We start from the raw sequence: 12091 nt of genomic DNA, 5'->3' as shown, positions 1-12091 counted from the left end.
GGGTAGCAACGCACTACGCCGCCCCTGCCAGGCGGCGTGGTGCGTTGCTACCCGCCGCGTTGGGCGGGGCCTGCTTGGCGGCGGTGCGAAATGTCAGCCAATATTTTAACGTTATTTTGGCTTATGCTAAAACACTTTCTCCTACTTGCTTTCTTGATTTTGTTGCTGCTACCAGCACCAGGTAAGGCGCAGCAATATCGCATAACCGGGCGCGTGGTGGATGCCAAAACCAAGGAGCCCATCCCGTTTGCTTCTATTGGGCTGCTCAAAGAAGGAACCGAAGCCCTTACGAACGAAAAAGGATATTTTCAGTTAACCAGCCTGACTAAATCCGAGCAGGATTCCCTGGTTTTTATGACTTTGGGCTACTGCCGCTACGCGGTGCTTGTGGAGCCGGGGCAGTTGGAAAACTTGCGCATTGAATTGAATTCAGGATGCTTGGATGGCATCAACATCACTTATTGCCCGGTGAAGCCCTATGCCTCCACTGGTCAGCCAGCACCTCCCACCAGAGACGAGCTTATAACTGGGCTGCCAGGTACGCAATACGCCTTTTTCATTGAAAATGATACCCGGAAGCAAACTCGCGAAATGCGGTCGGTATCGTTCTACATCGGCGAGAATAGTTTGCCGATGGCTCCGTTTCGCATCCGAGTTTTTAAGGCTGACGGCAAGAACCATTCGCCTAAAACCACTATACTCAATGAACCAGTGTTTCTCACCGTTCCTAGGGCTGGCGAATGGTACACCAGGGATTTGAGCCGTTATAATTTTGTTGCTCCCAAAGAAGGGTATTTTGTAGTGCTGGAATTTGGAGAATCAGCTAACGCATTGCCCCAACCAGATATGGATAACTACATTCCTTCTGGCCAGATGATGTGGCCCTCCTCTGACTTCAAAAAAAGCAGCATTTGGAGCTATTCCCCGAAAAAGGGATGGACCCTGTTTCCACAATCCAGCAGTTCGCGCCGGTATAACGCCAGTGTTAAGGTTGAAGTCGAGGCTGCGGAATAAACCGCATATCCCACGGGCCAGAATGAAAACAGGCCGCTGCGATATAATCGCGGCGGCCTGTTTTGTTAAGTTAGCACAGGAGTCATTTACCCCAGCTCCGCCAGTTCCAGCCAGCGCAGCTCCCGGGTCTCCAATTCCTGATTCAGCGCGGCCAGGCGGGCACCCCAGGCGGCGAAATCCTGCGGGCTGCCGCTGCCGCCGTTCAGCTTGGCGGTGATTTCCTGCTTCTCGGTTTCCAGCGTGGCCATGGCTTTTTCGAGCTGCTCGTATTCTTTTTTCTCGGCGAAGGTTGCGCGGCGCCTGGCGGGCGATGGGGCAACGGCCGTGCTCACGGCCACGGGGGCGATGAGCTTGGCGGCGGCGCGGGCGGCTTTGGCGGCCTTTTCCTCGGCTTCGAGGGCGGCTTCGGTTTCGCGCTCGGCGAGGTATTCGCGGTAGTCGGTGTAGTTGCCGGGGAAGTTGAGGACGGCCCCGCCGGGCTCCAATACAAACAGGTGCTCGGCGAGGTGGTCGAGGAAGTACCGGTCGTGGCTCACGATGAGCAGGCAGCCCGAAAAGTGCAGCAGGAAGTCTTCCAGGATGTTGAGCGTGGCCAGGTCCAGGTCGTTGGTGGGCTCGTCAAGAATGAGGAAGTTGGGGTTTTTGATGAGCACGCGCAGCAGCTGCAGGCGGCGCTTTTCGCCCCCGCTCAGCTTGTTTACCAGCGTGTACTGCTGGGCGGGCGGGAACAGGAACAGGTTGAGGAACTGGCTGGCGGTGAGCACGTCGCCGTTGGCCAGCTCCACCACTTCGGCTACTTCCTTCACGATGTCGATGACGCGCTGGGTGGGGTCGAACTCCAGCTCGGTCTGGGTGTAGTAGCCGAACACGGTGTTCGTGCCCACCTCGATGGTGCCGGAATCGGCCTGGAGCTTGCCCGTGAGCATGTTCATGAGCGTGGACTTGCCCACGCCGTTCGGCCCCACCAGCCCAATCCGGTCCTTTTTCTTGAACACGTAGTTGAAATCGTCGAGCACGGTGAGGTCGCCGAATTTCTTGGTCAGGTGGTGAGCTTCGATGATTTTGCCGCCCTGGCGGGTGGTTTTCACGCTCAGTTCCACCTGCTGCTTGCTGAGGTTGGTGCTGGCCTTTTCCTTGGTCACGTAGAAGGCGTCGATGCGGGCTTTTTGCTTGGTGCCGCGGGCCTGGGGCATGCGGCGCATCCAGTCGAGCTCCTTTTTGAAGAGCTGGCGGGCCTTCTCCACTTCCACGGTTTCGCGCATTTCGCGGTCGGCCTTTTTCTCCACGAAATAGGCGTAGTTGCCCTGGTAGCGGTACATCTGGCCCTTGTCGAGCTCCACGATTTCATTGGCCACCTTGTCGAGAAAGTACCGGTCGTGGGTCACCATCAGCAGGGTGAGGGTGGGGGAGGAGAGGCGGTTTTCGAGCCACTCGATGGTGGCCAGGTCCAGGTGGTTGGTGGGCTCATCGAGCAGCAGTACGTCGGGCTCTTCGATGAGCACGCGGGCCAGGGCCACGCGCTTGCGCTGCCCGCCCGAGAGCTGGGCCACGTTGCGCGTGAGCAGCTCGCCGAGGATGCCGAGGCGGCCGAGAATCTGCTGCACCTGGGCTTCGTAGTCCCAGGCGTTGAGGGCGTCCATGCGTTCGAGCACGCGCTGGAGGTCGTCGGCTTTGTGGTCGGGGTCGTTGATGACGTGCTCGTACTCCTTGATGGCCTTGAGCGTGTCGTTCTGGCTGGCGAAGATGGTTTCCTCCACGCTCAGGCTCTCATCAAACACGGGCTGCTGGCCCAGGTAGGTCACGCGGATGCCCTTGCGCACGCTCACCGAGCCGGTATCGGGGATTTCGAGGCCGGCCAGCACGCGCAGGAGCGTGGTTTTGCCGGTGCCGTTGATGCCCACAAAGGCCACGCGCTGGCCCAGCTGCAAGCCGAAGTTGAGGTCTTTAAACAGCCAGCGGTCGGCGTAATTCTTCGAGATGTTCTCGGCGGATAACAGGTTCATAGGTAAAAGTGTGCCTTTAAAGTATATTCAAGGCGGTTTCTAAGTGCTCGTAAGTGACGTGTATATGGTTTTAGGGGGAAAATTGATACACGCCCGCTTTGAAATGATACACGCCTAAGCCGGTAGCTAGTGGTATTTTTCAGTGTTCACCACAAAGGTACTTGTGCCTTGCTTGCGGATAGCGACGATGCTGTTACCGTTACCCCTACGTAGTAGGGGCTAGCCCTTTGCCCGTACGGCTTGCTAGTTGGTTGCTCAGAGACGCGTCAGCAGCATAAGAAACAGCCGGAAACGGGGGTACACGCGACGCAAGCGGTTGCGGACGTGGAAAGACCTTGGCGGGTGTGGGTCTGTTCAATACAGACGATGTTTTTTTAAGACTTGTTATGTGATGGTTGGAGGCTAACACATATAAGAATGATTGCAACCGTTTGGAATACTAGCACCAATAACTGTAAGCCAAGAGAAAATGCATTGGAGTATAGGATAAGCTTCTCTTCACCAATCATATTCATAGTTATCATATAGAAAAAAAATAGTAAGTACGATGTCAATACAAATATCTTAACCCACCTCACACCTCTACTTACTAAGAAAGCATTTATAAGATACCAAATAACTAATACAACCAGTCCTGTGTAAACAAAATTGGAATGAATTCCATAGTCTTTAAAAAACCCGGTTTTATTGAAATAACAACTAACGTTCCCTACTATCATAGTAAGAAATAGAAGACCAGAAGCTAGGGCTTCGTATTTGCGCTGTTGTATAGAGTCCATTTTGTGTAGAGTTAAGGTGGGGCTAAAGCTACTCATTTCAGGGAAATCTTAAAAACAGAACGCCCCAACTGGACTGAATCAGCTAGGGCGCTAATGGTCGGCTAATGGATGTAGCTAACGATTACACAGGAAAAAGAGATGTGTTGTAAAAACCTGTGCTGCTAGTTTATTATTCTGAATCAGTAGAAGCAATAAGTGTCAATAGCTGCAAATACATTTCGGCAAAGTCTTTATCGGACAATAGAGAGAGACGAGCAAGAAACGCTTTTTGATTCTTATTCAGAAACTTAATAATATTTTTCTGATATGGTTTCAGTTCCGTATCGGTTTTAATTGCTTTGCGACCGCCTACTAGATTCGCTAAACTGGCTGGATTCATCGTATAATTATTTTATTTTATCGGTAACGGTAAAAGTTGTTATTTCAAATAGCTCTCATTAACCGAATTAGCTAGGTAAACATTCGAGAAACTCGAAAGATTAACCACTTAGTAACCATTGAAGTGTGATAATAACTCTTCAATTCTAAAGCTATTTGACTTTCTGCTGAATCTCGTACACCAACGTATCTAGGTTTAATTCCTTTTTAAAATCGTTATACACGTTATCAGATAGAATTTTCTTATTCAAGTCACTATCAGCTAGCAGCGTAAATAGCGCGTGTACGCCGTTCCAAACGGTTTCTTGTTCGGGAGTCAGTGTAATGACTGCGGCGGTAATAGCCGCGTTACCAGCACCGTTCACGACGAATAGACCGATTTTAACATCGTAAGAAATGAAGCGTTGAATAGTGGTGAACTGATTGAAGCCCGTACGCATCGTAACAACCGAATCAATAGCCGCTTTCGTTACTTCGCAGTCAGGTATTTGCTTAGACAAATCGATACCGCTTGCCTTGTACACCTCGAAATTAGGGAGCTTAGAAGCGGTCTGGTACTTGTACCGGTCTAGTAGGCTCGTCGTGTCCACTAAATCCAGTGGGAGCGTGTTTAAGAGCGTTTTAGCCGTGTCGTTTAGCTCTAGGGTGTTGAGGTTTTTAACGTAAACGGTGAGGTCTTTGGTAAGTTGAGTGTATTTTTTAAGTTGTAGTTTCATATGGTTTTTATATCTTCTTTTTTATTATATACACATTTAAAGGAAAGTTTACGATTTTATTTAGTCTGTTACCGATATTTTAGTGGGTTTACCGATAATAATATTTTCAAACATTATAACTCTCCATATTAGTAGCTGCTATTCGGTCGTTACCTCCCGAACCTGACGCTAGGCTATAAGATGCTCGTCTAGTACGGTTGCTTTGATTAAGGTTTTAACTTTTGGTATTTGCTTGGGTGTTGCTTGGGGCAACCCCTTTCAATGTTGATTGCAGTAGGATTGTTGATGACAGGTACATTTTGGGAGAGATAATATAGAAAGAGAAGAAAGGAAGGGAATAGGAAGAGAAGAGGTGTTATATCTCTCCCAAAATGTACCTAAATCCAATAGTAGGCGACGGGGTGAACAAGCGTTGTGAGACGGTAACGCTGCTTTGTATGGAAAAATATTACAATTGATTATCAGCAGGTTGAAAAATATTTTGACAAAAACACAGTTTTAGAATAAACTATATACTTACGCCCACTTACAATAATAAAGGACACCCCAATTTTATGAACAACACACCACGCAGAACGCACAAAACAATTAACGTAAAACCGGAAGTATTCGACCAGCTACTAGAGTTAGCGGAACTACTGAGCAATAATTACTCAAAGGTCAATCTGGGAGAGCTAACCGGTACCCTAATCAAACGAGAGCTTACCGCACTCACCACTAAAAAACAATCGCCTATGTAATAGATGCCGCGTAAACCAACCCCCAAACAAACAACAACCCTATTTTATCCCGCAAGCTTCAAACTAAACGAACTCAGAGATAAGGTGACGAGTAAATATGCTAGCACCGTTAAGGAAATAAACTACTTTTTCTTTTTCAACCTGCTATTAGAAGAATACTTTACGCTAAGCAGCAAACCCGGTCAATACATTCAAGTGCATTCGGACATAATACGGTGCATTTTCAGAGACGAGTACAAGCAAATTTTAAAGGACTTAGCCGATACCGAATACATCCAAATTTACGACGGACATAGCGACGTGTTAGGCATCTGCATTAGCTATCGTATTCATCCCAAAAGAATCGATTTAAGCGCCCCGTTTGCTTTTGTTGAGGAAGAGTATAACAAGTACTTTGCACGTAAGCTAAACACGCTTAAAACGCTTAATTTAGGTGAACGCAAGAGCAGGCGACCAACTGCCAAACAGGAAATAGCGAACGCAGTAGCTAACTATGAGAGCGTAATTAATACCGGCTACTTGCACGTAATGGAGCAAACGCAAAACTTGATGCTAGTACCGGATGCCGACGCGCTTGCGTACGTGGTAAAAGAGTACGCCAGATTAGGAAATTGCAACCCGCCTGAAACCTATTTCAATTACTTCAATAACAGCCCGTTAAAGCGTGTCGGAATTGATAAGTTCGGTAATCGGCTACAATCGGTTGTTACCAATATGGCAAAAGTTATTCGCCGTTGCTTGCGCTTCAAAACAAGCCCACTGATACGCAATCGGGAGATTGATATAGTGAACTCCCAACCGTTTTATTTATCGTCGGTTACAGGCGACTTAATCCGGCAATTTGTGCCGGATGCAAGCGAAGCAATACCGGTGTATGAGAGATACGAAAATGATAGCAACTTTCTAGAGTTCAAAGAACTTGCTAGAGAGGGAACAATCTACGAACGGCTACAAGCGGACTATGAAAAGCAGTACGGAGCTATCTGTGATGGCGACGATAAGGAGAAACGCGACTTTACCAAAAAGCTAACGATGTCCGCGCTATTTGGTGACTATGATTTGAAAGATAGCACGGTAATAGAAGAGCTAACGAATGAATTAGTAATAAAGAAAATGCAGTTTTTCCTAATCTTCAAAGAGCAATTCCAAAGTATTTACGAATTGTTCAAAGAGATTAAGTCATTTCGATGGAATTGCACCGTAAACAGAGACGGTGAGCGGAAACAATACGCTAATAACTGCTTGGTAGCCCAGCGCTTGGAGAGTGGAGTAATGTTTAAACATATTGTACAAGCGGTAATAGACCACGATATAACAGAGGTCATAACTATACACGATTGTTTGCTAGTACGTGAAGACCAATACGATATTGTCAAGGCTATATCAGATAGCGAATTTCAAAACCTAAACCTAAATCCCAAATTCAAATAAAATGCTCACACGAACCAAAAAAGGTAAAATAGATTACCGCTGTCCTTTGATTCACTTTCACGAAACGAACGACGAAACATTTAACATCATAAAAGAATACTGTGACAGGATAAAAGCACAAGGCTTTAAACCGGGGGATAGAAGCAATACGTATTCTGACGGTGTTAGCGAGTTATTCATTTACGCGAAAAATGGCAACGGCAAAGGACTTACTATAATTTTCGGCAAAGATGAATTTCAAAATTATGCTAATTGGCAATTCATTAAACAACGACAAACGACCATCGATTTAATTTTGCTAGACCTTGAAACTAATCCCATTTAACAACTATATACTAGTGGGAATTGTGTTTACGTAGAACAGAAACCGTAGTGGCATTAGGCTGCTACGGTTTCTTTCGTTTTAAGCCACGTTCACGGCTCTAGGTGTACCGGTGTAAGTGTTGCTCGTCGTTCGTGCGGTAGCGTTGCTAAATGGTGCTAACTTGCTTGCTCACATCAAACCCTCAGTAATGGAAAGCGGCTGGATAGTAGCAATCAGTTCAATATCTACCATCGTTGCAACCGGGCTGTTTAGCATTTGGTCAAAGCGTATAGATGCAAAACAGAAAGTGAATGAGCACAAGCTAACTATTAGAAGTGCTTACGTTAACAAGAAAATAGAGGCAGGTCAAAAGCTCGTCGGAGAAAACAACGTGAGGATTCTAAATAGGCATTATATCAAAATGTATCTCACTGCTTTAAAAGACTATAAGCGAGATTACGAGCACCTACTATCAAACCACAAGCTAACAGAGGCTAAGCTAATTGAAATCAGCATCGATACCAATAGTTTTGCCGCACTTTACTATGATATAGAGAATTTATATTTGGAATCCGATTTACTTCTAAACCGGTTAAATGAGCTTATGCCATTAGTAGAGCCGGGCGGTAATTATTGCCAGAATGAAGGATATGACGCAAATGTAGATAAAGCGATAAAGTGTGTCGATGAGTTGCTTGCCACCTATCATACTATGAATAAGACAATTCGGGATGACCTAGCCAAATACGATATATTGTAACGTCAATTTAAGCTGTTCAAATGCCTGTAGGATGCTAGTGTAAGGACTGCCCACCGTTAATACCGTAGGGTTTCTATTCATTGGTATCTTGTTCGCTCCCTAAAAGTTCTCACCAATGACTATTAAGAAAATACTGGAATTGATAGCCCGTAAAACCAACTCGACGATTACAATAGAAACTTCTTTAGGCAGAGAGATTTCTAAATTCGTCTTATTGTGGGGTGTATATGAATCGCGCTTCTATCCAGCATCCAACGGCAACCCTTGTACACAAATAGCTATGATTGGACGGGTTAGGGAGAACGCCTTTAGTGAAACCGACTTTGAGCCGTACTTTAATCGATTCAAAAAAAGGTATCTAAATGGTAATGAAGGAGAGCGCAAATTCAAATCCTTATACCTTAACGAGCACCCACCAAGAACCTATAATGATTTTGAAACAATACTTTGGGCAAGATTAAATAATGGCTCGGCACCGGACTCCGTAGAATTCAGTGAAACAGTATTGGCAATTATAAACAGGCTTAGGAATAATCTATTTCACGGCAGAAAGGATTTTGCTAATTTGAACCTAGAACTAGAACCGCTCAAAATAGCAAATGATTGCCTGTATGATGTGATAGAAAAGAATCGATTCCTATTTTAATGAAAAGCCCTAGTACCGCAAGACGCTAGGGCTGCTGAGAATCTTCGTTGTAAGCGCCTACAATGGCTCTACGTATATCATTGTAGGCGTTGGACACTCTTCGTGCCGTAGCGGTACTGTTTAGGCGGTATCTTGCCTACTCATCTAATAGGATTAAGTATGCTGTGGATTGACGAAACGGACGAGATACTGTTGCCTAAGCAGTACCACGAAACCCACAACCTTGCTGTTCTGATGTACGACCACCTTGTAGAAATACTTGATGAATCAAACCCGGCGTATGAGCTGACACTAAAAACGTCAATGACATTCAAAGAAACTCACAAGCGTATTGAAGATATGCAAAATGAGAAGTTGCACGTACTCGACTGGCTTGTTGAGAATGATATGAAAGCCGAACTAACAGAAACTTTGACCAAACATCTCGTACGGTCGCTAACAGGAGATATTATGCATTTCTTGCACGATTCTCTTAATGCAGCAAAAAAAGGCAAGCTATCGGTAGCGTACGCTTTGCTACGCAAACCTTTTACCGACGAGTTACTAATATTAGAGCAATTACTTGCTGATAATAACGAATTTATAGATAGGTTCTATTTGCAAGGTGACCCTAAATTATATGACCCTGCCCCGAGGGTAAAACTCAGAGATAATCTGACGATAATTAAAGATGCAGTAAGCAAGTTAACGTCTAATTATAATATCGATGCTCAGGATATGCACGATATCAGGTATGACAAAGCTTGTCATACTGGCATTAATGCTATAACTAACAAGGCTCTACATATTATAACGACTGACCCAAACTATAAAACGCAAGAACAGAACCTTAATTTTATATTCGCTCAATACGACGATTTGCTTTCTATGTGGGAGCATTACTATTACGTAGTCCCGTATCTGCTGAAATACACTGCTGATGTAATAGACGAGATATTATTTCGCTATTTACCGGATGAGATACTTGTAAAGTGCGGAAAATTAGTTTTAAGGGAAGGTATGTATCTCATTTGGGCTAAAAACTCCGGCGTTATAGAGCAGCAAGAGTTAGATTGTGTCATAACAGCAATTTCAAATAACGCTTCGCATAATTGCAGCCAGTGCAATGCCGCTATAGATTTCGTATATGCGGATTTGAGATTGTTTGTCAATCAGCAAATTGTGCTTTGCACTAATTGCTTTGCCAATCAAATTGAAGATTTAGACTATTATAAAAAATTTATGCTATCGTGGTTAAAGCATATAAAAGCAGGTAAGTAGATAAAAGTATGGTGCGAATAAAAGAGGCTCCCCTATCTGAGAGCCTCTTTTATTTCGGTGCGGTTGTTATTCGGTGTCGGGTTTATCGTCGCCTTAGATAGTGGTTATCTTCTCCATTTCGCTAACCGTATTCATTTGTCCGCTTGCGTAATTGCTAAACATCAATTCCATCTTGCTATGACCAATCCACAATTTCAACACGGCGGGATTAACGCCAGCAGATAGCGCGTGTGTGATAAATGTCTTCCGCGCAACGTGTGCAGATATTAGTTTGTGCTTTGGCTCATAGCTCTCGACTATTTCCGCGCCGATTTTCTTTTGCGTGTGAATCAATTCATTTAGACCGGCTTGCTTTGCCAGAGCCTTTAATACTTTGCTGAAATTAGCTAGATATTGTTTCGGCATAGTGTAGTCGTATTTCTCCAAAATAGCTTTGGCTGAATCGCTCATCGGAATCTTAACAAGGGTTTTGGTTTTCTGTGTAGTCAACACAATGTAATTGCCTTTGATATTATTAGGCGTTAGTATATGGTCGCTAAACCGTAAGCCAGTATAAGCCATTAATAGAAAAGCGTCCTTCACTATTTCCCTCCTTTTAGGGACTTCTAACGCCTTGAATAACTCTAATTCGTGTGTGGTGAGGAATAGAACATCTTGCTTACGTAGTTGCTTGCTTTCAGTGCGATGCTCCTTTAATGCTTGTGTATTCAATTGCAATAGGTTGGCGTATTTTATGCATACGGTCTTAACCCGCTTTACCTGCTGGTTAATGCTGCTATTATTTAGCCGAATGGAGATTAAGTAATTCTCAAATTCAATTAGCGTGTCGGGTGTTACGTCGGTTATCTCCCAATGAGAACGAAAACCGCGTACATACCGTGCAAGGTTATTATAAGCCCGCTTTGTATTGACGGTGAGCTTTTGAGTGTCCCGGTAGCGTTCGATGAATGTTGAAACTAGCTTGCCCTCGAAGGTTCCTAATGACATTTCGTAATCCCGTAGCTCTGTTTTCTTTTCCTCTAATTGGGTTTCGAGGTCGGCTATTTCGGCGCGTAGCTGTTCGGCAAAATCTACGTAGTCATCCCTAACGATGCGCAGGTTAGCCGCCGTATTGATTCGACCTTGTACAATAGCGTTGTATTCCTTCGCTACCGTTTCGCGGTCTGGATGCTCGTCCCAACTCATTACGTTACGCGCTGCCTTTTCCACGTCGGCTCTCACTTGCTCAATAGCAGCATTCTTCTCAACATAGCCCGGTAGCTTGTTGCTGACCTTGCCTGTTTTGAGGTTGAAATACTGGCTAGGAACACTTACGCCCGTAGCCTTTGTAAACGGGGTTAACGTGCTGTGAGTGTGCTTAATAGATACAGGGCTTTCGCCGTTGGTATTGGCGGGGCGAAGGATGAAACTGATTTTGGACATTTTCAAGGTAGGCGATGGGGCTGTTTTTCAATCGCTTACGCAAGATAAACCGTGTATCAATTTGTACCTAATATGTATCAATCTTATTTTGAAAAGTCCATTTAATGCGGTTTGAGGGCACTATTTTCGGCTATAATAAATACTCGGCGGATAACAGATTCATAGGCCGCAAAGGTACGGCCGGGGCAGGCGGGGTTTTTAGGAAAAGGTGGAAGCGCCAGATTGACATCTAGGCTCAAGACATGAGTATGGACGCATATTTATTTTCCAGCCTTTCACATTCAGGGAAGCTTGGGTCGATTATCAAACCGACCATTCTATCATAGGACGTAAAAATGACTTGGTCATTTTCAGCCACGATATAGAAATGCACAACGTGGCGCGGGCGGGGGCGGTGATGAACTGGGCGCGGGCCGGGCCAGCCAGCAGTGCCAGGAGAGCCAGCAGGCCGCCTAATCGGTAGAACATGGAAAGCAGTAGTTGTTAAAGGCCCCAAAGCTATGGGGCAAACGAACACGCCACAAAGCGCTCAAATCGCAACTTGTGGCAGTAAGCAGCCAAGTAAAGGATGTCCCGAGCCGTATAAGCTGCTTCATTCTGCGGCCCGCAGCACCCTGCCAGCGGCGGTTGCGCTGCTC

Annotated in this window: 12 protein-coding genes; 7 read left to right on the top strand and 5 right to left on the bottom strand. The window is 45.5% G+C overall.

Translation table 11 applies throughout. From position 1 onward, the window contains the following. Positions 1-185 (top strand): hypothetical protein (locus J4G38_RS22040; RefSeq protein WP_226163662.1); only part of this gene is annotated, 185 nt, incomplete at its 5' end. Continuing rightward, complete coding sequence (locus tag J4G38_RS22035) at positions 154-1014, top strand: carboxypeptidase-like regulatory domain-containing protein (protein WP_210517126.1); 861 nt, start codon at positions 154-156, stop codon at positions 1012-1014. The genes J4G38_RS22040 and J4G38_RS22035, both read left to right, overlap by 32 nt. Positions 1015-1100: 86 nt before the next feature. Here J4G38_RS22035 and J4G38_RS22030 read toward each other — a convergent pair whose 3' ends face one another. From J4G38_RS22030 to J4G38_RS22020, 3 genes are all read right to left on the bottom strand, one after another. Next, entirely contained in the window at positions 1101-3017 is a 1917-nt protein-coding gene (locus J4G38_RS22030; protein ID WP_210517124.1) for an ABC-F family ATP-binding cassette domain-containing protein, read from the bottom strand. Positions 3018-3965: 948 nt separating this feature from the next. After that, on the bottom strand, positions 3966-4175 hold the full coding sequence (locus tag J4G38_RS22025; protein ID WP_210517122.1) for a hypothetical protein: 210 nt from the start codon (positions 4173-4175) through the stop codon (positions 3966-3968). Positions 4176-4326: 151 nt separating this feature from the next. Continuing rightward, on the bottom strand, positions 4327-4890 hold the full coding sequence (locus tag J4G38_RS22020; protein WP_210517120.1) for a hypothetical protein: 564 nt from the start codon (positions 4888-4890) through the stop codon (positions 4327-4329). Positions 4891-5633: 743 nt separating this feature from the next. Here J4G38_RS22020 and J4G38_RS22015 point away from each other — a divergent pair. The 5 genes from J4G38_RS22015 (at position 5634) to J4G38_RS21995 (ending at position 10031) form a co-directional block, all read left to right on the top strand. Next, positions 5634-7061: a hypothetical protein gene (locus J4G38_RS22015; RefSeq protein ID WP_210517118.1), complete on the top strand. Its 1428-nt coding sequence runs from the start codon at positions 5634-5636 to the stop codon at positions 7059-7061. 1 nt (position 7062) lies between these two features. Continuing rightward, the gene (locus J4G38_RS22010) at positions 7063-7386 is read left to right on the top strand and encodes a hypothetical protein (RefSeq protein ID WP_210517116.1); all 324 of its coding nucleotides are present in this window, start codon (positions 7063-7065) and stop codon (positions 7384-7386) included. Between the two features lie 115 nt (positions 7387-7501). Beyond that, the gene (locus J4G38_RS22005) at positions 7502-8125 is read left to right on the top strand and encodes a hypothetical protein (RefSeq protein WP_210517114.1); all 624 of its coding nucleotides are present in this window, start codon (positions 7502-7504) and stop codon (positions 8123-8125) included. Positions 8126-8240: 115 nt separating this feature from the next. Then, entirely contained in the window at positions 8241-8771 is a 531-nt protein-coding gene (locus J4G38_RS22000) for a hypothetical protein (RefSeq protein WP_210517113.1), read from the top strand. Positions 8772-8930: 159 nt separating this feature from the next. Beyond that, on the top strand, positions 8931-10031 hold the full coding sequence (locus tag J4G38_RS21995; RefSeq protein WP_210517111.1) for a hypothetical protein: 1101 nt from the start codon (positions 8931-8933) through the stop codon (positions 10029-10031). Between the two features lie 93 nt (positions 10032-10124). Here J4G38_RS21995 and J4G38_RS21990 read toward each other — a convergent pair whose 3' ends face one another. Both J4G38_RS21990 and J4G38_RS21985 read right to left on the bottom strand, forming a co-directional pair. After that, positions 10125-11453 carry a site-specific integrase gene (locus tag J4G38_RS21990; RefSeq protein ID WP_226163663.1) on the bottom strand — a complete coding sequence of 443 codons (1329 nt, stop codon included), beginning with the start codon at positions 11451-11453 and terminating at the stop codon, positions 10125-10127. 303 nt (positions 11454-11756) lie between these two features. After that, positions 11757-11921: a hypothetical protein gene (locus J4G38_RS21985; protein WP_210517107.1), complete on the bottom strand. Its 165-nt coding sequence runs from the start codon at positions 11919-11921 to the stop codon at positions 11757-11759. Positions 11922-12091 lie beyond the last annotated feature (170 nt).

Source organism: Hymenobacter terricola (assembly GCF_017921975.2).
GTDB classification, from domain to species: Bacteria; Bacteroidota; Bacteroidia; order Cytophagales; family Hymenobacteraceae; genus Hymenobacter; species Hymenobacter terricola.
The sequence above is the reverse complement of the archived record's forward strand: the minus strand, read 5'-3'. Positions and strand labels throughout refer to the sequence as shown.

Coding starts and splice junctions, on each gene's coding strand:
- J4G38_RS22030 (WP_210517124.1), bottom strand. CDS start 3,017: ATGAACCTGTTATCCGCCGAGAACATCTCGAAGAATTACGCCGACCGC.
- J4G38_RS22025 (WP_210517122.1), bottom strand. CDS start 4,175: ATGAATCCAGCCAGTTTAGCGAATCTAGTAGGCGGTCGCAAAGCAATT.
- J4G38_RS22020 (WP_210517120.1), bottom strand. CDS start 4,890: ATGAAACTACAACTTAAAAAATACACTCAACTTACCAAAGACCTCACC.
- J4G38_RS22015 (WP_210517118.1), top strand. CDS start 5,634: ATGCCGCGTAAACCAACCCCCAAACAAACAACAACCCTATTTTATCCC.
- J4G38_RS22010 (WP_210517116.1), top strand. CDS start 7,063: ATGCTCACACGAACCAAAAAAGGTAAAATAGATTACCGCTGTCCTTTG.
- J4G38_RS22000 (WP_210517113.1), top strand. CDS start 8,241: ATGACTATTAAGAAAATACTGGAATTGATAGCCCGTAAAACCAACTCG.
- J4G38_RS21995 (WP_210517111.1), top strand. CDS start 8,931: ATGCTGTGGATTGACGAAACGGACGAGATACTGTTGCCTAAGCAGTAC.
- J4G38_RS21990 (WP_226163663.1), bottom strand. CDS start 11,453: ATGTCCAAAATCAGTTTCATCCTTCGCCCCGCCAATACCAACGGCGAA.
- J4G38_RS21985 (WP_210517107.1), bottom strand. CDS start 11,921: ATGTTCTACCGATTAGGCGGCCTGCTGGCTCTCCTGGCACTGCTGGCT.